Source organism: Acinetobacter sp. WU_MDCI_Abxc222 (assembly GCF_025514755.1).
GTDB classification, from domain to species: domain Bacteria; phylum Pseudomonadota; class Gammaproteobacteria; order Pseudomonadales; family Moraxellaceae; genus Acinetobacter; species Acinetobacter geminorum.
On record NZ_JAHPVG010000001.1, the window covers coordinates 60,886 to 85,465 of the forward strand.

At 37.8% G+C, this 24,580-nt stretch carries 21 protein-coding genes; 7 read left to right on the forward strand and 14 right to left on the reverse strand.

Annotated features, from left to right (window positions below):
• Positions 1-30: 30 nt before the first annotated feature.
• The gene (gene adeR / locus KTJ10_RS00285) at positions 31-774 is read right to left on the reverse strand and encodes an efflux system response regulator transcription factor AdeR (protein ID WP_262441061.1); all 744 of its coding nucleotides are present in this window, start codon (positions 772-774) and stop codon (positions 31-33) included.
• A gap of 145 nt (positions 775-919) precedes the next feature.
• Here adeR and KTJ10_RS00290 point away from each other — a divergent pair, with 145 nt between their 5' ends.
• The 3 genes from KTJ10_RS00290 (at position 920) to adeC (ending at position 6,691) form a co-directional block, all read left to right on the forward strand.
• Positions 920-2,110 carry an efflux RND transporter periplasmic adaptor subunit gene (locus KTJ10_RS00290; protein ID WP_262441062.1) on the forward strand — a complete coding sequence of 397 codons (1,191 nt, stop codon included), beginning with the start codon at positions 920-922 and terminating at the stop codon, positions 2,108-2,110.
• Positions 2,107-5,217: a multidrug efflux RND transporter permease subunit AdeB gene (gene adeB, locus KTJ10_RS00295; protein WP_262441063.1), complete on the forward strand. Its 3,111-nt coding sequence runs from the start codon at positions 2,107-2,109 to the stop codon at positions 5,215-5,217. The genes KTJ10_RS00290 and adeB overlap by 4 nt, the downstream gene beginning before the upstream one ends.
• 76 nt (positions 5,218-5,293) lie before the next feature.
• The gene (gene adeC, locus KTJ10_RS00300; protein ID WP_262441064.1) at positions 5,294-6,691 is read left to right on the forward strand and encodes a multidrug efflux RND transporter outer membrane channel subunit AdeC; all 1,398 of its coding nucleotides are present in this window, start codon (positions 5,294-5,296) and stop codon (positions 6,689-6,691) included.
• Positions 6,692-6,787: 96 nt separating this feature from the next.
• Here adeC and KTJ10_RS00305 read toward each other — a convergent pair whose 3' ends face one another.
• The 4 genes from KTJ10_RS00305 to KTJ10_RS00320 all read right to left on the reverse strand — a co-directional run bounded on the left by KTJ10_RS00305 (position 6,788) and on the right by KTJ10_RS00320 (position 11,877).
• A complete protein-coding gene (locus KTJ10_RS00305; RefSeq protein ID WP_262441065.1) occupies positions 6,788-7,702 on the reverse strand; it encodes an alpha/beta hydrolase in 915 nt (304 codons plus the stop codon).
• 79 nt (positions 7,703-7,781) lie between these two features.
• Positions 7,782-9,320 carry a flavin-containing monooxygenase gene (locus KTJ10_RS00310; protein ID WP_262441066.1) on the reverse strand — a complete coding sequence of 513 codons (1,539 nt, stop codon included), beginning with the start codon at positions 9,318-9,320 and terminating at the stop codon, positions 7,782-7,784.
• Between the two features lie 5 nt (positions 9,321-9,325).
• The gene (locus KTJ10_RS00315; protein ID WP_262441067.1) at positions 9,326-10,633 is read right to left on the reverse strand and encodes a flavin monoamine oxidase family protein; all 1,308 of its coding nucleotides are present in this window, start codon (positions 10,631-10,633) and stop codon (positions 9,326-9,328) included.
• A complete protein-coding gene (locus KTJ10_RS00320; RefSeq protein ID WP_262441068.1) occupies positions 10,630-11,877 on the reverse strand; it encodes a saccharopine dehydrogenase family protein in 1,248 nt (415 codons plus the stop codon). Before KTJ10_RS00320 ends, KTJ10_RS00315 begins: the two co-directional genes overlap by 4 nt.
• A 429-nt stretch (positions 11,878-12,306) precedes the next feature.
• Between KTJ10_RS00320 and KTJ10_RS00325 the strand changes: the two genes are divergently transcribed.
• Positions 12,307-12,927, forward strand: coding sequence for a TetR/AcrR family transcriptional regulator (locus tag KTJ10_RS00325; RefSeq protein ID WP_262441069.1), 621 nt, complete (start codon positions 12,307-12,309; stop codon positions 12,925-12,927).
• Positions 12,928-13,387: 460 nt separating this feature from the next.
• A complete protein-coding gene (locus KTJ10_RS00330) occupies positions 13,388-14,578 on the forward strand; it encodes an outer membrane protein transport protein (RefSeq protein WP_262441070.1) in 1,191 nt (396 codons plus the stop codon).
• Positions 14,579-14,822: 244 nt separating this feature from the next.
• On the opposite strand, the gene KTJ10_RS00335 is transcribed toward KTJ10_RS00330, so the two are convergent.
• Both KTJ10_RS00335 and KTJ10_RS00340 read right to left on the reverse strand, forming a co-directional pair.
• Positions 14,823-15,209 (reverse strand): hypothetical protein, encoded by a 387-nt coding sequence (locus tag KTJ10_RS00335; protein WP_262441071.1) that lies wholly within the window; start codon positions 15,207-15,209, stop codon positions 14,823-14,825.
• A gap of 10 nt (positions 15,210-15,219) precedes the next feature.
• The gene (locus KTJ10_RS00340) at positions 15,220-16,437 is read right to left on the reverse strand and encodes a phage/plasmid replication protein, II/X family (protein ID WP_262441072.1); all 1,218 of its coding nucleotides are present in this window, start codon (positions 16,435-16,437) and stop codon (positions 15,220-15,222) included.
• Between the two features lie 129 nt (positions 16,438-16,566).
• On the opposite strand from KTJ10_RS00340, the gene KTJ10_RS00345 reads away from it, so the two are divergent.
• Positions 16,567-16,770 (forward strand): hypothetical protein, encoded by a 204-nt coding sequence (locus KTJ10_RS00345; RefSeq protein ID WP_000301760.1) that lies wholly within the window; start codon positions 16,567-16,569, stop codon positions 16,768-16,770.
• Positions 16,771-17,349: 579 nt separating this feature from the next.
• On the opposite strand, the gene KTJ10_RS00350 is transcribed toward KTJ10_RS00345, so the two are convergent.
• From KTJ10_RS00350 to KTJ10_RS00380, 7 genes are all read right to left on the reverse strand, one after another.
• Positions 17,350-18,834 (reverse strand): zonular occludens toxin domain-containing protein, encoded by a 1,485-nt coding sequence (locus tag KTJ10_RS00350; protein WP_262441073.1) that lies wholly within the window; start codon positions 18,832-18,834, stop codon positions 17,350-17,352.
• Positions 18,834-19,124, reverse strand: a complete 291-nt coding sequence (locus KTJ10_RS00355; protein ID WP_262441074.1) for a DUF2523 domain-containing protein — start codon at positions 19,122-19,124, stop codon at positions 18,834-18,836. Before KTJ10_RS00355 ends, KTJ10_RS00350 begins: the two co-directional genes overlap by 1 nt.
• On the reverse strand, positions 19,117-20,685 hold the full coding sequence (locus tag KTJ10_RS00360) for a virulence factor TspB C-terminal domain-related protein (RefSeq protein WP_262441075.1): 1,569 nt from the start codon (positions 20,683-20,685) through the stop codon (positions 19,117-19,119). The genes KTJ10_RS00355 and KTJ10_RS00360 overlap by 8 nt, the downstream gene beginning before the upstream one ends.
• A 162-nt stretch (positions 20,686-20,847) precedes the next feature.
• On the reverse strand, positions 20,848-21,123 hold the full coding sequence (locus KTJ10_RS00365) for a major capsid protein (RefSeq protein ID WP_072617914.1): 276 nt from the start codon (positions 21,121-21,123) through the stop codon (positions 20,848-20,850).
• Positions 21,124-21,134: 11 nt separating this feature from the next.
• Positions 21,135-21,341 (reverse strand): hypothetical protein, encoded by a 207-nt coding sequence (locus KTJ10_RS00370; RefSeq protein ID WP_072617915.1) that lies wholly within the window; start codon positions 21,339-21,341, stop codon positions 21,135-21,137.
• A 368-nt stretch (positions 21,342-21,709) separates the two neighbouring features.
• The gene (locus KTJ10_RS00375) at positions 21,710-22,096 is read right to left on the reverse strand and encodes a hypothetical protein (protein WP_262441071.1); all 387 of its coding nucleotides are present in this window, start codon (positions 22,094-22,096) and stop codon (positions 21,710-21,712) included.
• Positions 22,097-22,106: 10 nt separating this feature from the next.
• Positions 22,107-23,324 (reverse strand): phage/plasmid replication protein, II/X family, encoded by a 1,218-nt coding sequence (locus KTJ10_RS00380; protein ID WP_262441072.1) that lies wholly within the window; start codon positions 23,322-23,324, stop codon positions 22,107-22,109.
• A 129-nt stretch (positions 23,325-23,453) separates the two neighbouring features.
• Between KTJ10_RS00380 and KTJ10_RS00385 the strand changes: the two genes are divergently transcribed.
• Complete coding sequence (locus KTJ10_RS00385; protein ID WP_000301760.1) at positions 23,454-23,657, forward strand: hypothetical protein; 204 nt, start codon at positions 23,454-23,456, stop codon at positions 23,655-23,657.
• Positions 23,658-24,580: the final 923 nt, after the last annotated feature.

Genomic DNA, 24,580 nt, shown 5'->3' on the forward strand with positions numbered 1-24,580 from the left:
AATATTCCCTAGCGATCTTTTTAATATTATTTAGGCATCATCTTTTGCAGCTAGTGGATTATCGAGTCTATATCCTACGCCACGCACATTAATTAACATTTGAAGTATTCCTTGTTCCTCCAATTTCTTTCTAAGCTTGCTCACATGGCTATCTACGGTTCGTTCTAGTGCATCACTATCACTCATGCAATGATTCATGAGCTCACCACGTGTAAATACCTTGTGGGGCTGGTCAATCATGAAGGAAATAATTTTATATTCAGTCAGCGTCAGATTAAGCAATATTTTTTTATTTTCGGATTGAAGATAAACACTATGTGTGTCTGTATCAATTTCAATGTTTTTGTAGATTTTATTTTTAGTGGATGCTTTGTTTGCAAATTGAGTTCTTCTTAGCACTGCCTGAACTCTAGCAACGACTTCATTTGGGTTAAAAGGCTTAACCACAAAGTCATCTGCACCTATACGTAATGCCATAACCTTATCAATATCTTGATCTAGCGCCGTCAGCATAATCACGGGAGTTTGAGCTTTCTGACGTATTTTATTTAACACGTCCCAGCCGTTGAGCTCGGGTAATTTAATATCAAGTAAGATTAAATCGATAGGTTGGCTCGCGTGCAATTCAATTGCTTGCTTTCCATTCATGGCACGAATAACCGTCATTCCTTCACGTTTTAAATAATTTTCAATAATGTCGCCAATGTCATAGTCATCTTCCACAACGAGGATAACTTTATGTTGGTAATCAAAAGAAAAAGAATAATCAAACATAGAAAATCTGGCTATACAGAATGCTTCAACTCATCATACGCTAAATTATCGGTATTTCTCCACACTTACTCCACACTTTAGTGATTATCCCTACACACTCATCAAAAATAATGTCAGCATCAAAAACTCACTAGGTTTGGACAGTATGCAAAAGCATCTTTTATTTCCTTTATTTTTATCTATTGGGCTGGTATTACAGGGGTGTGGTTCAAAAGAAGCGGCTCAAGCTGAACCACCACCAGCTAAAGTCAGTGTCTTAAGTATTCAACCGCAATCGGTTAATTTCAGTGAAAATCTTCCTGCACGGGTACAGGCGTTCCGTACGGCTGAAATACGTCCGCAAGTCGGAGGGATTATTGAAAGGGTTTTATTTAAGCAAGGTAGTGAAGTTAGAGCAGGGCAAGCTCTATATAAAATTAACTCAGAAACTTTTGAGGCAGATGTAAATAGCAATAGAGCTTCACTCAATAAAGCTGAAGCTGAGGTGGCACGATTAAAAGTGCAATTAGAGCGTTATGAGCAGCTTTTACCAAGTAATGCGATTAGCAAGCAGGAAGTAAGTAATGCTCAAGCTCAATATCGTCAGGCCCAAGCTGATGTTGCTCAAATGAAAGCATTGCTGGCTAGACAAAATTTGAATTTGCAATATGCAACTGTTCGGGCACCAATCTCAGGTCGTATTGGGCAGTCTTTTGTCACTGAAGGTGCATTGGTTGGTCAAGGCGATACCAATACCATGGCCACAATCCAACAGATTGATAAAGTCTACGTCGATGTAAAGCAATCGATTAGTGAGTATGAGCGTCTACAAGCTGCTTTAAAAAGTGGTGAGTTATCTGCAAACGGTGAGAAAACTGTCCGTATTTCTAATAGCCACGGACAGCCTTATAACGTCACAGCAAAAATGTTATTTGAAGACATTAATGTTGACCCGGAAACAGGTGATGTCACGTTCCGTATTGAAGTAAACAATACCGAGAGAAAACTACTTCCGGGTATGTATGTACGAGTCAATATTGATCGAGCTTCTATCCCACAAGCTTTATTAGTTCCAGCTCAAGCCATTCAACGCAATATTAATGGTGAGCCTCAGGTATATGTCATCAACGCTAAAGGGTCAGCTGATGTTCGTCCTATTGAAATCGGACAGCAGTATGAACAGTACTATATTGCCAATAAAGGCTTGAAGGTGGGTGACAAAGTCGTTGTTGAGGGTATTGATCGTATTAAGCCAAATCAAAAATTGGCATTGGCAGCATGGAAAGCTCCAGCAGTGGTCAGTCATGCTTCAAGTGTAGAAAAGAAAGCTTCTATAACTGAGGGGGCGCAACCATGATGTCACAATTTTTTATTCGTCGTCCCGTTTTTGCTTGGGTTATTGCGATCTTCATTATTATATTTGGATTGCTAAGTATTCCTAAATTGCCAATTGCACGTTTTCCAAGTGTAGCTCCTCCACAGGTGAATATCAGTGCGGTTTATCCCGGCGCTACAGCTAAAACCATTAACGATAGCGTTGTTACTTTAATTGAACGCGAATTATCGGGTGTAAAAAATCTACTCTACTATAGCGCGACAACAGATACTTCCGGTACAGCACAAATTACTGCCACCTTTAAACCGGGCACAGATGTGGAAATGGCTCAGGTTGATGTCCAGAATAAAATCAAGGCTGTCGAAGCTCGCTTGCCACAAGTTGTACGTCAGCAAGGCTTACAGGTTGAAGCTTCATCGTCCGGATTTTTAATGCTGGTCGGGATTAACTCTCCAAATAATCAATATTCCGAAGTTGATTTAAGTGATTATCTAGTCCGAAATGTTGTAGAAGAGCTAAAACGTGTTGAAGGTGTAGGGAAGGTTCAATCTTTCGGTGCCGAGAAAGCTATGCGTATTTGGGTCGACCCGAATAAGCTTGTTTCTTATGGTTTATCGATTAGTGATGTGAATAATGCAATTCGTGAAAATAATGTCGAAATTGCACCCGGTCGACTTGGTGATTTACCAGCTGAGAAAGGTCAGCTCATTACTATTCCGTTGTCTGCACAAGGGCAATTGTCTAGTCTCGAGCAATTTAAAAATATCAGCTTAAAAAGCAAAACTAACGGTAGCGTAATTCGATTATCTGATGTTGCTACTGTAGAAATAGGTTCACAAGCATATAACTTTGCCATTTTGGAAAATGGTAAACCTGCTACTGCGGCAGCAATTCAGTTAAGCCCTGGAGCGAATGCCGTGAAAACTGCCGAGGGTGTTCGAGCAAAAATTGAAGAATTAAAATTAAATTTACCTGAAGGCATGGAGTTTAGTATTCCTTATGACACGGCGCCGTTTGTCAAAATTTCAATTGAAAAGGTAATTCATACATTACTTGAAGCCATGGTTCTGGTTTTCATTGTGATGTATCTATTTTTACACAATGTCCGTTATACGCTTATTCCTGCAATTGTGGCACCTATTGCTTTACTCGGTACTTTTACCGTGATGCTGCTTGCTGGCTTTTCAATTAACGTACTCACCATGTTCGGTATGGTGCTTGCCATCGGGATTATTGTCGACGATGCGATTGTTGTCGTTGAAAACGTAGAAAGGATTATGGCGACTGAAGGATTATCTCCTAAAGACGCAACGTCTAAAGCAATGAAAGAGATTACCAGCCCGATTATCGGTATTACGCTGGTATTGGCTGCAGTGTTTTTACCTATGGCATTTGCGAGTGGTTCTGTAGGGGTAATCTATAAACAGTTTACCTTGACCATGTCGGTATCTATTTTATTTTCAGCGCTATTGGCACTCATTTTAACACCAGCACTTTGCGCGACGATTTTAAAGCCAATCGATGGGCATCATCAGAAAAAAGGCTTCTTTGCATGGTTTGATCGTAGTTTCGATAAAGTCACTAAAAAGTATGAGTTGATGCTGCTTAAAATCATCAAACATACTGTTCCTATGATGGTGATTTTTTTAGTGATTACCGGTATTACGTTTGCCGGAATGAAATTCTGGCCAACCGCATTTATGCCAGAGGAAGATCAAGGCTGGTTCTTGACCTCGTTCCAGTTGCCTTCAGATGCAACCGCAGAGCGTACCCGAAATGTAGTCAATCAATTTGAAAACAATTTGAAAGACAATCCCGATGTAAAAAGTAATACCACCATTTTGGGATGGGGTTTTAGTGGTGCAGGACAAAACGTAGCTGTGGCTTTTACGACACTTAAAGACTTTAACGAGCGGACTAGCTCTGCATCTAAGATGACAAGCGCCGTTAATACCTCAATGGCAAACAGTACGGAAGGTGAAACTATGGCCGTATTACCACCTGCTATTGATGAGTTGGGTACTTTTTCAGGCTTCAGTTTACGTTTACAAGACCGTGCTAACTTAGGTATGCCTGCTTTACTGGCTGCTCAAGATGAACTTATGGCAATGGCAGCCAAAAATAAGAAGTTCTATATGGTTTGGAATGAAGGGCTACCACAAGGTGACAATATTTCTTTAAAAATTGACCGCGAAAAGCTTAGTGCGCTCGGTGTTAAGTTTTCTGATGTTTCAGACATCATTTCTACATCGATGGGTTCAATGTATATCAATGACTTCCCTAATCAAGGGCGTATGCAACAAGTGATTGTACAAGTTGAGGCTAAATCACGTATGCAACTCAAAGATATCTTGAACTTAAAAGTGATGGGTTCGAGTGGTCAATTAGTTTCGTTATCAGAAGTAGTAACACCTCAATGGAATAAAGCACCGCAACAATATAATCGTTATAACGGACGACCATCTTTGAGTATTGCTGGTATTCCTAACTTCGATACGTCATCGGGTGAAGCAATGCGTGAAATGGAACAACTGATTGCGAAATTACCGAAAGGTATTGGCTACGAGTGGACAGGTATTTCCTTACAGGAAAAACAGTCTGAATCACAAATGACCTTTTTACTTGGTTTATCAATGCTCGTTGTTTTCCTCGTATTGGCTGCACTCTATGAAAGCTGGGCAATTCCACTTTCTGTGATGCTGGTTGTGCCACTCGGTATTTTTGGAGCAATCATTGCCATTATGTCTAGAGGGTTAATGAATGATGTGTTCTTCAAAATCGGGCTAATTACCATTATTGGTCTATCGGCAAAGAATGCAATTTTGATTGTTGAATTTGCGAAAATGCTAAAAGAAGAAGGCATGAGTTTGATTGAAGCCACTGTTGCCGCAGCCAAACTTCGCTTACGACCAATCCTAATGACTTCTCTTGCATTTACGTGTGGTGTAATTCCTTTGGTTATTGCAACAGGTGCAAGTTCAGAAACTCAACATGCTTTAGGTACAGGGGTTTTTGGTGGCATGATTTCAGCAACCATTTTGGCTATTTTCTTTGTTCCCGTGTTTTTTATCTTCATTTTGGGTGCAGTAGAAAAGCTATTTTCCTCTAAGAAAAAAATCTCATCCTAAGTTCAATGCATCAGGGGAATACTTAATTTTCTCTGATGCTTCATATGCTCAAAATTTACTTTATTTGGAGAATACTATGTCTAAATCGGCAATCGTATCTCGTGGACTCATTCTTTCTACACTCTCAGTCACTTTAGTTGCATGTGTCAATATGCAAGCGCCACAGCCTGCAATCACATCTCATATTCCTCAAAATTTTAGTCAAAATCATTCTGGAAAAACGATTGCAGAAAAAAGTTATAAAGAGTTTATTTCTGATCCGAAATTATTACAGGTCATTGAAATCAGTTTAAATAACAATCGTGATTTACGTACTGCTACGCTCAATATTGAACGTGTACAGCAAGAATACCAAATCACTAAAAATAACCAGTTACCTACTATCGGTGTAATGGGCAGTGCAGTACGGCAAGTGAACCCATCTATTAATCCTAATAACCCAGCTTCAACATTTCAGGTGGGTTTAGGAATGACTGCATATGAACTAGACTTTTGGGGCCGTGTACAAAATTTAAAAGATGCGGCATTAAATAATTATCTGGCAACACAAAGTGCGAGCGAAGCAGTTCAAATTAGTTTAATCAGCAATATCACACAAGTTTGGTTAAATTATGCCTTTGCTCAAGCTAATTTAAACCTTGCAGAGCAGACTTTAAAAGCTCAACTTGATTCTTATCATCTTAATAAAAAGCGCTTTGATGTCGGTATTGATAGTGAAGTTCCATTAAAACAAGCGCAAATTTCGGTAGAGACTGCTCGAAATGATGTTGCAACTTATAAAACTCAAATCCAACAGGCAAAAAATTTACTGGATTTGTTAGCAGGTTATCCTGTTCCGCAGAATTTACTTCCGGATCATTCTATTCAAAATATTACCATTGAGAAAAACTTTGCAGCAGGTTTGCCAAGTGATTTATTAAATCATCGACCAGATCTTAAAGTTGCCGAATATGAGTTGCGTGCAGCTGGGGCCAATATTGGGGCTGCGAAAGCACGTATGTTTCCGACTATAAGCCTTACTGGTTCTACAGGGTATGCATCGACTGAACTTAAAGATTTATTTAAAACTGGTAATTTTGCATGGTCAATTGGACCTAGTATCGATCTACCAATTTTTGATTGGGGAACAAGAAAAACGAATATTAAAATTGCAGAAACTGACCAGAAAATTGCGTTAGCTAAATATGAAAAAGCCATTCAATCAGCTTTCCGTGAAGTTAATGATGCGCTTGCTACACATGCACATATTGGTGAACGATTAGATGCTCAACGTCGTTTAGTTTCAGCCACATCTGCAACATATAAACTATCGATGGCATGTTACAGAGCGGGCGTTGATAGTTATTTTACGGTTTTAGATGCCCAACGTTCTGCTTATGCAGCACAGCAGGGTTTACTTGCACTTGAGCAAATGAAACTAAATAACCAGATTGAACTCTATAAAGCTTTAGGGGGAGGAATATCTAAAGGCTAATATAATTTCATTTCGATCTTAAAAAATAAGCTGCTGGATGTTTCCCAATCAGCTTATTTTTTGCTTTAGATGATGAAATATTGTTATGAAATCATGTTATCTAACTCGAGGATGAGCTAAGGCCTTGATTAAAAAATTAATTTTATCATCTAAAATTTTTGTTTGCCACGGTTCATTATAGAAATCAAAATGATCAATCGGATATTCAAGTAATTTAACTTCTCCATTTGCCAAGCGTGCTGATTTGCGAGCAGCCTCAGGTGGAGTGACTTGGTCATTTGAACCCACTTGTACCAATAACGGGCACTTTATTTGATGGGCGAAATTAATTGGCCGATTTCTTGCAACTTCTAAAGCGGTTCGCGCACATACTTCATTTCTCCACGTTGGTCCCGCCATTGCTTTATATGAGACCTCCGAGCCAGGTGTACTAATGATTGCCGCCGTGCCAGGTTGCCCCACGATTGGAATAAGATGCGCTTTTTGGCCTAAAAGTGAATAAGCTAAATCTTTTAGACCATGAGCCACTGCAACGGTTAATTGTTTTATACCACCATAACGACAGATTTGTGAGAGAGCAGCTAAACCATCTGTAGCTGGGTTCATAGAGATGACTGCAGATACTTTCTGATCTTGGGCCGCAGCAACCAAAACGTGTCCTCCAGAATATGACGTCCCCCAAAGCGCTATACGGTTTCGGTCAATATATGGCAAACTTCGTACTGCTGCGATTGCTGCATGATAATCTTCACGTTGATTTTTATATGAAACGTTTTGTCTTGGAAAACCGCCAGATTCTCCAAAACTACGATAATCAAAGATAAATGTATCAAAACCTGCTTTATTGAAAGGCTCTGCGAAATTTAATAAACCAGTATCTTTTGTGCCTCCGAAGCCATTTGCCATGATCACGCATGGTCGTCCTCTAGAGTTCATATATTTATCGGATGTGGCAGGAATATACCACGCTGAGCATGTAATACCTTTACTGATAAATTTAATATTTTCCATAATATTTTGCCCAATGTATTTAGTCTCTTATTTAGGCTCCAGATCTGATAAATAAGAGACTAATATGTTGATTACATGATTAAGCTTTGACTAGCAACTCTTCTGAAGAGTGTTCTGTAACGACAGTCAACTTTGTCTTGGGAACCAATGCAGTGAACTTTAATTCCTTATCAAACACAGGTCCTTTATTGAGCCGCTCAAAGTCAACCTTATAATCATGTTGTAGTGTCCAAGGACCTTCAGTTCCTGCCATTGGGAATTGTGCCAAACCACGCTGAACATAACCCGGGCTCAAATCAACAAAAGGAACCCGTTTCATGGTTTTATTGTGAATAACCGGTGTAAATGTTCCGTATTTATTCTCATCCATATAGTCAAGCAGACGACAGAAATGTTGCCATACCAGATCTACTTTTAAGGTCCATGCAATATTGGTATAACCAAATGCAAAGACAAAATTAGGTATATCTGACAGCATCATAGATTTAAATATTGTCGTGTCTGGATAATTAATTTTCTTACCGTCAATGGCGAGCTGAATCTTGCTAAATGCCAGCATATTTAAGCCGGTTGCGGTAATAATAATATCTGCTTCTAGTACTTTTCCTGACTTCAGCAATATGCCTTCTTTGATAAAACGGTCAATATGATCTGTCACTACTGATGCTTTACCAGATGAAATCGCTTTAAACATATCTCCATCTGGTACAACACATAAACGTTCATCCCAAGGATTATATTTGGGTGAAAAGTGCGTTGAGACATCAAAATCTTTAGGTAATCTGCGCCGTACATCTGCAATGAGTAGATGACGCATCACCTTTGGAAAGCGGTGGCATAGTTTGTAAATCCCGCGGCTAATTGCAATATTTTTACGTCGAATAATTTCATACGCACGCTGTGGTGATAAAACTGTATTTAAAGCAACTGCAATAGGATCGACACTCGGCATAGCGACCACATAGCCAGGTGATCTTTGAAGCATAGTAATATGCTCAACATCTTTTGCCATAGCTGGGATTAGTGTCACTGCTGTAGCACCACTACCAATGACGACTACTTTTTTGCCAGAATAATCTAGATTTTCTGGCCAGTGTTGAGGATGGACAATTTGACCTTGGAAATCTTCTGTGCCCTTAAAATCAGGGGTATATGCATTATTATAGTCATAATAACCTGTACCCATGAGTAAGAAGCGAGAACGCAAAGTGATTAAACTCTTTTGATCTTTTTGTTTAACTTTGACGATCCAAATACCTTCAGCTGATGAAAATTCTGCACTGGTTACATAGCTGCCAAATTGAATATGCTGATCAATGCCGTTTTCTTTAACTGTTTCCTGCAAATAATCACAGATCATTTGCGCACTACCGAAAGTCTTTTTTTGAGTCCAGGGTTTAAAGCCAAAAGCAAAAGACTGCATATCTGAATCTGAGCGGATTCCGGGATAGCGAAATAGGCTCCAAGTCCCGCCAATATCATCACGACCTTCAAGTATGATAAAGGTTGAATTGGGTCTATATTTCTTTAAATGGTAAGCGGCACTGATACCAGCAATCCCTGCACCAATAATAAGAACATCTGCATCTAAAGATTGAAAACTCGCTTTTCTATTCATGATATTCATCCTGCTAATTTTTGAGCTAATGCATGTATGATGCTTGCAGCAGTTTCAATACCAGACTCTAGAGCACCTTCAATACCGCCCATGCTCATTGTTGCAATATCTCCTCCTGCGAAATAGATATTCCCATGAGGTTTACGCATGAATGGAGCCGCATCCGTCAAATGCCCAGGACGATAGTGTACCCATGTCCCTTGTGCATAAGGATCTTTTGTCCAGTTATGTGATACGACGTCAAGCACTTCAATATCGGGCTTAAACATCTGTAAAGCTTTTTGAACAGCTTCAATATCATTGGTATCTATTGTTGACTCGTCTGAAATAAAACAGACTAAAATTGAGTCATCTCCATGTTCATATTCAACGCGAACGGTATTAATCGGGTTTTGCTCAACTGGAGCAAATGCAACAAAGGGTTCGAATTTACCACGTGCCAATACCCATAATTTAGCTGTCTGCATGGGGTGCTTTGCGTCAATCATGTCTTGAACAGGTTTTTTTACGTCTGGTGTAATTTTGACGTCAGCTATAACATTCAAAGGAAGGGCAACCAGTGCTTTTTTTGCTATGATCTTTTCGCCAGATTGCGTGGTAATAACAACTTGCTCACCGTGATCATCTATGTTTGTAACTGGTGTGGAAAGCCGTAATTCAGCACTTGAATCATTATGAATAGCTCTTACTAGTTTTTGCGTTCCACCGGCAATTGGCCAAGAGCCTGCTACTTCAAAGAACGCCCCCCAGTTTCCAAAATAGGTAGCTGCCCAGAATAAGAGCTGTGCGATTCCTTGCTCATCCCAAGAGTGAACAAGTGTTGATAACAAGCCGTCTAAAACGTCACGTTCATAAGTTGATAAATTTAAGGCATCAAGACGATCTCTTAATGTTTGTCGTTCAAGATCACTGGTATCAATAACAGAGATATCATATGGAAGAGGGAACCATTGACGAGCGTCATTAAAGAAAGCTGTTAATAAGGGTTCAATAAGAGTTGCATATTCAACTTGTGTACCGGTGTGTAATTTGCCATCAGCAAACCAAACTACTTTATCAACCTCTGTAGGAGGATTTAATCCAATACTATAGCGCTGTAATTCTCTCCAGATATAAGACTGTGTCCAGTGTGCATAAGCACCTCCAAATTCAACTTGTCGGCCAAATGCTTCACCTGTATAGGTTCGACCACCAATACGGTCACGTGCCTCTAATAAAATAACCTTATGACCTGCATTACTTAAATCCCGTGCTGCAACGACACCTGCACATCCTGCTCCAATTACAGCAACATCATAAATATTTTTACTCATAGTACACACTCCACAATCTCGTCGCGCGGTGTACCTACACGTTCGAGAGCAGTGTAGAAAGCTTCTGGCTCAGCCCAATCTTCTGGGGCGAAACTTCCGCTACGTTTACCTGTTTCATCGAGCGCTAATACCATGAATGCAGCACAAGCTGTTCCTGTAATTGCAGCCATATCACGCATTAAATAGGAGTCTTCACCTGATTTGGCAGTTCTACGGATTGCAACTGCTGGTCTTCCATTTTTAGTTCCATACACTCGAGCGAGTAAACCGCCTTTATATGTATAGGTTTGACCTATAGCAGATTTTGTCAAAAACTCGACCATTGCAGAGAACGAGGATTCTTTACGTTTAACTTGGCCAATCATGCCACTGATTGCAGCTTTCCAGCCTTTGGCTGAACCTAATTTGTTATTAAGTAGATCTTCAAGGAAGTCCACACCTTCTTTTACTGTCATTTCACCATTATGAACAGCTAAGCCAACACCACGTCCTAGTCCATTAAATGGAGCAGGGTGTAAACCACCTAAACAACGGATACGTTGAGCAGTTGGATATTTGCGTGGCAAAGTAACTGGTTCTGGATGGGCTGTTTCATACATTAATATTTCACCCAATCCACCTCCCATAGGTGCAGTGCCTGTTTCTACAAAAGTCTCGTGATTGACACGTTTGCCATTTTCCCAAGTAAGACAATCACCCGCCGTGATATGTAAGAAATGTTCAAGTACGGCACGACCAATACCAGGGCGTTCGTCACCAACCATCCAGCAACAGTCAATGTTTTCAACAGTATCAAGTTCATTTGCCGCATCTACCACTAACACATTTGCCATGCCTGGAGAGGCACCACAACCTACATAGATCGGAATACCGGCTTCTTTTGCTTTTTCATGCAAAGATAATGCATGTTCGGTACTTTCAACGTCATCATCAAAATCTAAATAAGGAACTTTTGCTTCAAGACATGCTTCAATCACAGGAGCTGAAGTTCGAATGTATGGACCCGCTCCAAGTACGACTAAATCAGCACCTTTAACTACGGCTTGTAGATTTTCTTTGTCATACAAATCTAAGAGTTGTGTCGTTGCTAGGCCTTTAGGGAGTTTTTCGACAAGATTTGAAAGTAACTCTGGACGGATGTCACATAGTACAAGTTCCCAATCACCTTCGGCTTTAGCAAAACGTTCGATCGCTAAACGACACATTTCACCTGCTGCACCAATGAATACAATACGGCGACTCATATAAATTCTCCTTAGAACCAGCAACCCATGCCGATTACGATTTTATTTATTTCCATAGTTCCAAAAATCCCTGAAACGAATGCTAATGACGCCTCACTTTGTTGAAATTTGCGAGTAAAAGGGAAACGCCGTTAATTATTTTTAAAACAATAATTACACAATGTCAATGACACAGCGTAATTATTAAATTGCAATTAAATTCAGGAACTTATATTTCTTGTAAATTTAAAAATATGTCATTAAAAATTATTTTTATTTATTAAAATCAAATGGTTGAATAGAGATTGTTAAATATATGGAACACTTTTAAATCTTAAATTTTTGAAAAATATTTTTTAGAATAGGAGCTTGGTTTTTTCATTGACTTGCTTGTTTAGGGGAGAAGGATTGTTCTACACTTACATTGTGTCAATAAAATAATTGGTAATCATGACTGTTAATCGCCGACGTCCTAAACACGACCCGAAAGAATCTGAACGGGAAATCTTAAATGCTGCAGAAAAATTTTTAAGTGAACGTCCATTTCGTGAACTAAACGTAGATGAAGTGATGAAGCTTACTGGACTTAAGCGTCCTGCTTTTTATGTACACTTTAGGGATAAATATGATTTAGCTTTACGTGTTGTTCAGGACATTGGTCAGGAATTATTTACATTAGCCAATCATTGGTTAAAGGGAAATAATTTTCCTGAAGATTCTCTTCACGCATTAAAAGGCATAGTCAATGTTTATCAGAAGCATGGTGCTGTTTTACGGGCTTTATCAGATGCAGCAGGAGCAGATGAGCGGGTTGAGCAAATTTATCGATCTTTAATACAAGATTTTATTACAGCTACAGCACGCCATATATGTGAAGAACAGGAAAATGGGCGTATTAGAATAGAACTGAATGTGGATGAAACTGCTCGTGCATTAGTATGGCTAGAAGAACGCTATTTATCAGAAGCATTTGGCCGTGAACCTCAAGCTGACCCCATAGTTGTTGTACAAGTTTTGCATAATATTTGGATTTCGACTCTGTATGGAAATAATCCTAATTTAAAGAGTTAGGACAATATTTTTAAATTTTCCTTTATAAAAATAATTAATTTTAGACGATCCAGTTCAATTTTTTGAAACTGGATGAGCAGATTTTACAAATTAAAGTTCTCTTTTTGTGAAATAAATAACTGAAAAATATAATTATATTTTTATTTAAAATTAACATGGTTATAATTACATTAAGTCATTGACACAATGTAATTGTAAATGCAGTATATATTTTGCTCACACCGAGAATGGTGAGGAAATGAGCCATATCTAACGAGTAGGAATAATAAAGGTCGTTATAGATAAATTTAGAATATTGGGAATTATAATGGACAAATTTACATGCATGGATTTTGCATTTTCAAAACAAATTATAGCTTTTAAAAATGATTTAAATTCAAGTAATTTTTTGTTTTTAAATAGAATTTACTTTAAAAGCTTATGTGTTTTTATAAGTGCATTTGGTTCATTTGCCAGTACTATGGTTCACGGTTCAGCCTTGGAACAATCGGGCCAATCTATATTGCCATTTCTAGAAAATGGGAATTATGCAGAAGCCAATTTATTTGCAGTCGATTCATCTGTTTCAGGCGTAGTCAACGATAGAGCAGATCTTGTAAGAAATAATCAAAGTCGAGATACAGGTGACATTGCAGAAAGTACGCAATTTTATACTGCTACTATAAAGCTACAACTCACAGATCGTTTAAATTTTGGTGTGCTATATGATCAACCTTTTTCAGCTGACATCAAATATCCTTCACGTTCTAATAATAGTTACTTTGATAATGACATTAGCCATGAGGGAACCTCAGTAAAAGCTGATACACAAAATTTAAGTCTAATATTTGGATATTGTCCATATCAGCATTTTCAAGTTTATGGTGGACCTGTTTATCAAACAGTAAAAGCGAATGTAGCGCTTAGAGGTAATGCATATACACAGGCTTTTAATGGCTATAATGCTAACTTTAAACAACAAGGTGAAGTTGGTTGGTTGTTAGGAGCAAGTTATCAAATTCCTGATATTGCATTGAAAGCAGCAGTCACATATCGGTCCAAAATCAATTATAAACTTCAAGTAGATGAAAGTATTTTTGGTGAGCCATTAAAACTCGTTGAAAATGAGAAAACTAAATTAGAGACTCCAGCATCATTAAATTTTGATTTTCAAACAGGTATTTCTGACCAATCACTTGTTTATATGAATTTAAGATGGGTCAATTGGAAAGATTTCGAGACTCGTCCACCGCAATATGGAGCTCTTTCTGAGATTTTAATGAAAGAAGCAACTGGTGGCGAATACACTCAAGGTTTTAAGCTCGATTCTTATCAAGATGATCAATATAGTGCAACTTTAGGAATAGCCCATCAATTTAGAGAGAAATGGAGCACCTCGACAGATGTAAGTTGGGATTCAGGTACGGGTGATCCAGCTTCAACACTGGGGCCTATAAAAGGTTCATGGTCGCTTGGTTTGAGTATTCAATTCAACCCAGCTAAAAACTACTTTATAGCTGGTGGTATAAAATATTATTGGCTAGGCGATACCAAAACTGAGGATGGGACTTATTACTTGCCAATTGAAGGAATTAAGCCATTCGCAGAACAGGCAGATTTTAAAGACAATCATGCAATCGGGTATGGCATGAAATTTGGATACCGTTTTTAAAAAGGGTTACCATAAAAGCCTTATGCAATTGCAATAATCAATACGGTATAAGGCTCTTACATTTATTAAACGTACCTAAGATACACTTAGCCAAGCTATGATTATTCCGGTGAAGGTGAAGTTTACTAACAATATAAAGAGTAGCGCGAAGCCTTGGTCATGATAAGGTTTCCAAATCTTTTATTTAACATAATATACATTATACGAAGTGTTTTATTATTAACACTTTGATTGATAAAGACTTTTAGATATTAACCTTAGTCACTTTATCAACCTCTTTCTTAAATGCATGTTCAATTTGCTGCTCACTAAGCGTATTCGCATTGAAATCTAACGCCACTAAGACAGCCTTTGGCTGTTTGCCCGTGAAATCCCAATCAAAGATCATTGCAGCCTCGGCTGGCAATTTCTGTCCAATGTAATCGTTAAAGAATTGTGCACCTTGGATCTTATAGTCAGTCGATTTAAAACCGATTGCGCCTTGTTCTTTTTCTTTGTCTGAATAATCTTGAAGTACGGTAACAACCGTAGACGAATATTTAATTTCTTTACCAGTTGCCTGATCCTTGAAATCACCCGCAGCTTTGCGGATGCCTGTAACTGTCATAATTGGATGTTGTGTATTGTTCATTTGCTCACCTTTAAGCTACTGATTTAAATTGCGATACTGGTGGCTCATACCACTCAGGCAATTGTTGTGAAAAGTCGATTTCTACGAGCTTCATAAATGGAATGACGTTTTTAGCCTTGTTGTCATGCAAGTTCTGCAAAAATGCTTTTGAAAAGCCACAATCGCAAAGTTCAGATAAATGTCTATAAAACGTAGGTTTAGGAAGCATTTCTGCTAGCTTCTCTAAGCCATGTTCACGCACTAAACAGTACGTAGAATAAATATTTCGAATACGTGTTTGAGAAACCTTACCGCTATTGGTAACGACAACTGGCGAGTTAGATATGGCTTCCAAGACACTTTCATCATTAATCAATTTCACAGTTTGACCTCTCATGGCATCAAATATTCCGTGCGTTGCTTTAGTCCAAAGTGTTTGAAGTAAATCAGGATTTGCCTTTTGAAATGCTATAAGTTCATAAAGGTTCGTTGGTACTCCATTACGTTCAAGCCAACGTTTTTTTAAACGTGATTCAAAACGTAAAAGCCCGACCGTCCAGTTAATTAACCGTGAGTCAGACATGACATCGACAACTCTTTGAGCTGACTTGTCATTCTTCTTTGCCAGTTGCTTAAGTTCTTCAAACTGGGAAAGAAATTCATCATGCTTTAAATAGCATTTATGGTTTACAAGTCTGGACGTCTGGCCACCCCAATACACAGAGCTATCAAACCGCTTATTGGAAAGTCTAGTTTGACCGCTACTGACATTAGCCAGAAAGTCCAGAATCTTTTTAGCCGTTGTCTGATCTGACAACTTAGCCGAGTAAGTCACATCAATATGTGAAACCCAAGCACGATTCCAATCGAGCATACGGGTAAGAACTGGATAAGCCATGTGTAAGAAGCCGATCATTTCATCAGCACCCTGCTCTATATCATCCGAACCAAAAACGTTATGACCTTGCAATAACTTTGCAGGTGAAGCCTTAATTTGTACGTAAGGCTCATAACTAGCATCGAAAAATACTTTCATTGCCATACCCGTGTAATGAGTTGGCACACTTTCAAATGGATGAAATAAAGCAGCAGCAGAAATTGAACCATCGTCATTTTTATGAACTGATCGTGACGCAAGTGGAATTTCTATGGTGTGGAGATCGATATCTACAAAAAAATAACGCCCTTCCGCATCTACTGAGTAGAAGCTGGATTCAAATGGCGCATTTATGCAAATATGATCTAGCATGGGCTAATTACGCATGTATACAAATAACATTGAGCAGAATTTAATACAATTACACATGAATAGCAAGCACATATAACACATATACAAGTAATATTGTATGCAAGTTAATAACCCTAAAATGTGATCAAAATGGCAGTAACAGTACGTTTAAATGACAAAGAGCAAGAATCTCTTAGAAAGAAGTGTGTAGAGCTCAATAAAATTCTGATCAATAAAAATCTACAGCCCATTAAAGATAGTGAGCTTGTACATATAATTCTTGATCAAGCTATCGATAATGTTGAGATATCAGCAAACGGAAAAGTAGTTGTAAGAAACTCGAAAGACCTCTAAAAATTCCGAAATATCGGAATAGAGTCCACCATTAGAAGTACAAAAAGACGTATAAAATTCTCAAATTTGAGACTAGAGTCCACCATTAGAAGACGTGGACTCCCCGCCTCGGCTTCAAATTCGCATAATGCAGATTGATGTTAAAAAGCCCCGTGAGACTAACAATGTTCTCACTGGGGCTTAGTAACATAATCTGGACATCACATTATGCGAACTTTCAGACATTAATTTTACTGTTTAAATATGCAGCAATAAGACCTCGAGGTGAGGCGAAAATTAAGGGATATATTGATCATCATCTTGTTGATATTTAATCTCGCGAAGAGTTTTTAGAGCAAATTGTATATAGCAAACTACAGCAAGAAGAAAATACAAAAACAGGCCAAAATTATCTTTAATAAATTGCCAAATAAACATCATATAACCCCTTGTCAGAGTGTCTAGACTACGCCTTGAGACACTCAAAAAATACGTTAAATCAATTGTTATACGCGATGTGTCTCAATTCCCCTGAAGACACTCTTTTATTAAGACTACGTTACATCAAATAGACGGTTTTTGTAATCAAAGAGAAGAAATTTAAATTAAGCCTTGCTGTTTTGCAGCCTCGTACTTAGCGATAATTTCAGCCTCTTTATATCGAGATGGGTAATCAGATTGTTGTAGTTGCTGTGGCAATTGCTGTGCCTGCTGTGGTTGCAAAAAACCTTGTGATTGCTGCTTAAAGTAGTTGTATGGACGATCATTATCTTCAATCAGTTTTGCACAGTCTGACTGGCTCACATCATGCAAAATTGTGCCCTGTTCAGTGTAAGCAACATATCTACCTTTTTGCTTCATACAGCCCGCAAATACAGGCTTAGACGTCACTTGATATTCAATCTTTGAAGTATCCATTTCATACGGTCTATTTGGATTGTACTTGACTGCAATTGTCTCCATCCGAACATCATTTTGTTTCTGGAGTTGCTGATTTCTGACTTCTGGATTCTTCAAATCAGCACATTGTTCTGGTGTTAAAGTACCGCACTCAGCTTCATATTTTAATTTGTCAGCCATAGATATTGACTTGTCATCAGCAACTTTAGGACCTGCGGTTAATTTGCTAAATGCATCTTCTTCTTGACCTGTCATTTGCTTAAATGCATGACCAAAGTTTTGAAAAATAGGTATTTTCATAAAACCAATTACGACAATTGCAAAAATTAAAATAAACAAAAGTGAGTAGAAAAAAACTTTGGGAGGAATCCTGAATTTCATGGATGTATGAGAAGAAGCACTGACATACATTCGTTGATATTTCTTTTTATAAACCAACAGGAAATAATCAACATACTTCTTCGGATCACGCAAAGAATCTGCTGCATCACGTGGGCGACTAATGTATTTATCAAACACATAGATACCACAAGCCTGTGGGTTTTGAGGTGGTCTTTTAACGAAATACAACTTATCGATTAACTGTCTAAGTGAATAGTTAAAGTCCTCAGCATCTTGGGTAATTAGCCATACATCCTTATCAGTATGACGAACCTTAGACATTTCTTTAATGATCGGGTCTTCACATACTTTTCGGCCATCCCAGTTGTACGGAGGATGGTCACGGATTTCATCAATATAATGAATCGATCCCATAGGTGTTTTACGCCAATCGAGGCTAGGAAACGGCAGAACACCCTGAATTTTTAATCCATTAATATTTGAGTAAATCTGTCTAACTGGAAGCAAGGCCGTTAATGCAATGCCTTCATCTTTAGTAATTTGCTCGATGTATTTGTTATAAAAAAAGTAATATTCAAAGTATTCAGGGAATTGTTCTGCATCTTCGAGACAATCAAAATATTCGTAGTTTGAGGTTTTCTCAAACTTCTGATTACCAATTTCATAGGTATACGTGAAATCTCGATTTAATAAATCACGTTCCTCTAATAGCTTTCTATTTTCTTCAAAAATAGGTGCATTCTTTTTTAGATTATCTAAATTTTTCTGCTGCTCTTCATACATACGAACTACAGCAAAATATGATTTCCCCTGACCAGGCTTTGCAACGATAGCGTATAACATTATTGTAGTTTCCTAATCGATAATTTGCCCGCGTTCATTGTTATGCGTATTGATACAGCAGACAAAATATAACTAATAGCAACATCAACCCCCGCAAGATCAATTAAATAAAATAGACCTGAAAGTTGCTGAAATTGATTATTTACATAGTTAAGTAAAATTGAAAAAACTGACTGTGAAAGTGCAAATGAAACAATCCCCAAACCTGCACCAGCCAATAATTTTTTAAATGCTGTAGATAAGAATTTCTCACCTACATACATCAATAAAAAGACTAATCCTCTAATCATTGCTAGCACCTCGATAGTGACCAGTAACAATAAAGAATGCCGATAACATGCCAACAAAAATAACCCACGGACGGACTAAAGTTGCGCCATAACAAAATGTCTCATAGCTAAATTGAATCGTATGGGTTTGTATAAGAGTAAAAGTAATCTGCATTGCAGGAGGACAAGTACCAGTAGCATTAATAAGATTTCCATCAAAATTGGTGTCAATTTCGTTTTGAATTACGTTTATCTTTCCGTCTTCTGGATTTGAATTGTCAGCAACGCTCAACCATTCTTTAATACCTTTGAGATGGCCATTTGTTTCTGTTAAATCAACATTTGTTACGCTACCACCGCCAACAGGCTTATTATTAATAGCATTTACTACATCATTTAGCTTGTTAGCAGTCGAATTAGTGTTTGCATCAACCGCACCCTTAACAGCGCTTGTATTCGCATCTACAGCAGTTTTAACCGTAGTTGCATTGGCATCTACAGCAGCCTTAATCTTGTCACCATTCGCGTTAACAGCAGAAGTAGTATCTTTGATTGAAGTATTAACAGTGTCTAACTTTTGGTTAACCGTATCTAACTTAGCATTCGTTCCATCGATCTTTTTAGCAATGTAATTAAGTGAGTTTACTAACTCATTTTTAAGCCATGTCAGTTTGTTATTCACTGCATTTACAGCATCTAAAATAGCCCGCAAAATTGGTCCACTTGTATCTGGAGGAGATGGCGGTGGTGAAGATGCTGGTGGTGGATCGTTCGGATCAGGTGGAGGCGGATCTTCGGGGTCTGGTGGTTGATCAATTGGGTCTGTAGGCGGTGGATTACTATTTTTCACACAGATTTGTTTACCGTTAAAGTTACCCGGAACATAGTTTGAGCCACAACCAGTCGGAGGCATATCACAATACGTAGCGTTATTAGAACAACCAGATTGGATTGGAGGTGGTGGTGTACCCTCAGGGCAATAAATTGAACCGTCAGCCATACGATTACAACCATCATCAGGAGGCTGATAACATCCCCCGTATGGGTCTTTAGGGTCACATGATGATTTAGAAAATTCAGGAGTACACGATGGTGATGGAATACTACTAACAGACGCCAAAATAATAAGTTGCTTTTCACCTAATGAAGTTACAACAGGATTAAGCTTGTTAGCAGCATCATATACGCAGTAAGTACCATCGGCATTAGCTTTACAAACACGAAGCGGAATTGGTGTATTAGCTTCAAAATATGTGGCAACAGGAGAGCCAGAATTAGGGCAAGTAACAGGAGGAACTGTGTCATTTGTATAAACATTAAAATCCCACGGTCCACCATGATTATTAGCTGCATAAACTAAGCATAAGTAAAGCTGATCACTTCGCTTGGTCAATGTATGTGAGTAAGTAGTATTTTGGTTCGGATAAGAAGAAGATACATAGGCCTGAGCTAAAGAACAAACAGCATCAGCAGTAGAACCAGTTTTTATAGTGCCATTAACATTAGCTTCCCATGTGACAGCAAAAGCTTGAACGGAAAATAAACTTATAATTATAAAAATCAAATATTTTAGATGTCTCATTTAAATAATCCCCAATTACTTAAATAAGATAAAACCGCTAACAATGAATAGCAGTAATACGAAGTATGGAAAGATTTCTGACATGGGCTTACCCCTACAAAAAAACAGCTAGCTGCGGGCCCTCGCTTCGCTGTTTTTTCGTAGCTGGTAGCCCACAATCAATTAGAATGCTCGAATGAGCGCTTTAATACCTTTAGCTGCGAGCGGAACCATAATCCAAGCTGCACCAATAGTCGCAACAGCAGCAAGAACAACACCAATAAAAGTGATGATGTCGCCTGTATCAATTGTTGGCATAGTTACGGCTGCATTAGCTCCAGACATCGCCAAAGCAGAACCTAGAGCAACAGGTGCATACTTTGCAGATGTACGGAAACGTTGGAACCATGTTTTTTTATGAGCTTCTTGTTGAATCACCTCAACATTTTGTAAAGCCATAAGTTTTCTCCCTATCTTAAAGTTCTAATAAAGTCCGCTAATAATCGATATGACTTAGCGACTACACAAACCGCCCAAAAACCCCCACCCAAAATTAAGGCTTCATCGAGAGTTAAAGGCGGAAGAATGGACTGATTGATCAGCACCCATTCAAGGCACACTTGCAACCCGTTAGCGTCAGGTTGAGATAATTGGCTACAAACGTGCATTACTGACATATCTTTTTGACCTAATCGATGTGTTTATCACGCATTTTTAGATACATGTTTTTCATGAAGTTGATAGTAAAAATGCATGTTGTCAGCACCCCAATTATGAAAAAGATCCAAACGAGATAAAGCATCTTTACCTCTCCCCCAAATAGGTTACCGACCTGCGATTAACGCCCCCAAAAGTCGGAAAATTCGTTATTTACACTTGTAAAAATGGATGCAGTAAGATGAGTGTTTTGTAAACTCTCTACCGCACTTCTTGCATTTATAAACGTATTCTGCCATAGTTAAATTAACCTAAGTTGTTGATTTAATTGACATATTATACATTATACGAAGTGTTTTATTATTAACACTTTGATTGATAAAGACTTTTAGATATTAACCTTAGTCACTTTATCAACCTCTTTCTTAAATGCATGTTCAATTTGCTGCTCACTAAGCGTATTCGCATTGAAATCTAACGCCACTAAGACAGCCTTTGGCTGTTTGCCCGTGAAATCCCAATCAAAGATCATTGCAGCCTCGGCTGGCAATTTCTGTCCAATGTAATCGTTAAAGAATTGTGCACCTTGGATCTTATAGTCAGTCGATTTAAAACCGATTGCGCCTTGTTCTTTTTCTTTGTCTGAATAATCTTGAAGTACGGTAACAACCGTAGACGAATATTTAATTTCTTTACCAGTTGCCTGATCCTTGAAATCACCCGCAGCTTTGCGGATGCCTGTAACTGTCATAATTGGATGTTGTGTATTGTTCATTTGCTCACCTTTAAGCTACTGATTTAAATTGCGATACTGGTGGCTCATACCACTCAGGCAATTGTTGTGAAAAGTCGATTTCTACGAGCTTCATAAATGGAATGACGTTTTTAGCCTTGTTGTCATGCAAGTTCTGCAAAAATGCTTTTGAAAAGCCACAATCGCAAAGTTCAGATAAATGTCTATAAAACGTAGGTTTAGGAAGCATTTCTGCTAGCTTCTCTAAGCCATGTTCACGCACTAAACAGTACGTAGAATAAATATTTCGAATACGTGTTTGAGAAACCTTACCGCTATTGGTAACGACAACTGGCGAGTTAGATATGGCTTCCAAGACACTTTCATCATTAATCAATTTCACAGTTTGACCTCTCATGGCATCAAATATTCCGTGCGTTGCTTTAGTCCAAAGTGTTTGAAGTAAATCAGGATTTGCCTTTTGAAATGCTATAAGTTCATAAAGGTTCGTTGGTACTCCATTACGTTCAAGCCAACGTTTTTTTAAACGTGATTCAAAACGTAAAAGCCCGACCGTCCAGTTAATTAACCGTGAGTCAGACATGACATCGACAACTCTTTGAGCTGACTTGTCATTCTTCTTTGCCAGTTGCTTAAGTTCTTCAAACTGGGAAAGAAATTCATCATGCTTTAAATAGCATTTATGGTTTACAAGTCTGGACGTCTGGCCACCCCAATACACAGAGCTATCAAACCGCTTATTGGAAAGTCTAGTTTGACCGCTACTGACATTAGCCAGAAAGTCCAGAATCTTTTTAGCCGTTGTCTGATCTGACAACTTAGCCGAGTAAGTCACATCAATATGTGAAACCCAAGCACGATTCCAATCGAGCATACGGGTAAGAACTGGATAAGCCATGTGTAAGAAGCCGATCATTTCATCAGCACCCTGCTCTATATCATCCGAACCAAAAACGTTATGACCTTGCAATAACTTTGCAGGTGAAGCCTTAATTTGTACGTAAGGCTCATAACTAGCATCGAAAAATACTTTCATTGCCATACCCGTGTAATGAGTTGGCACACTTTCAAATGGATGAAATAAAGCAGCAGCAGAAATTGAACCATCGTCATTTTTATGAACTGATCGTGACGCAAGTGGAATTTCTATGGTGTGGAGATCGATATCTACAAAAAAATAACGCCCTTCCGCATCTACTGAGTAGAAGCTGGATTCAAATGGCGCATTTATGCAAATATGATCTAGCATGGGCTAATTACGCATGTATACAAATAACATTGAGCAGAATTTAATACAATTACACATGAATAGCAAGCACATATAACACATATACAAGTAATATTGTATGCAAGTTAATAACCCTAAAATGTGATCAAAATGGCAGTAACAGTACGTTTAAATGACAAAGAGCAAGAATCTCTTAGAAAGAAGTGTGTAGAGCTCAATAAAATTCTGATCAATAAAAATCTACAGCCCATTAAAGATAGTGAGCTTGTACATATAATTCTTGATCAAGCTATCGATAATGTTGAGATATCAGCAAACGGAAAAGTAGTTGTAAGAAACTCGAAAGACCTCTAAAAATTCCGAAATATCGGAATAGAGTCCACCATTAGAAGTACAAAAAGACGTATAAAATTCTCAAATTTGAGACTAGAGTCCACCATTAGAAGACGTGGACTCCCCGCCTCGGCTTCAAATTCGCATAATGCAGATTGATGTTAAAAAGCCCCGTGAGACTAACAATGTTCTCACTGGGGCTTAGTAACATAATCTGGACATCACATTATACGAACAATTATATAATTCAATATTGACCCGTAGCTTGGTAGCTATCCTTCATTTGTTTGTAGTGCTTATTTCTCTTTCTAGCTATTGTGGTACGTTTTAGCTATGTGGAATGAATCTTTATTCTAATTAAATTCAGCACTAGCATCTTCTGACGTTGCTATTGATGCATAATAAATAGTATTCATAAAATCTAATTAAATAGAAATTATGATTAGGTTTGGCTAATAATCGCTTGTTTGATTTTATTGAACTTTTCCCTACCTAAATCCAAAGGAATCTACGAATTATATTTCGTTAGTTCATTTTCCTAAAATATTTAAAGTGTATGCTAAATTCTAATTTATTAGGTCTTATATGCTCAGGTCCGTAATATAAAGCAAATTTAATTACACATTAGCTTAATAATGTATACCTAATCACATTTTCATTAAAATCCATATTTTATTTCTCAGTAATAATTTTGAAACATAAATTATAAATTAAACAAATAAATTAAATTTTTATTAAATATTTAATTATATATCATTTAATTATTCTATGTTTTGTTGTTATCTATTTTTTAAAAATTAATTAAATATCAATGATTTGTATTAATAATTTAATTTTTAATTAATTACATGGATTAATATGGTTTAAGAATTTTAACTATTACATTATTTAAAATCGTTAATGTGATTTATATCACGTGAAAATTAATAATTTTTATTATTTTA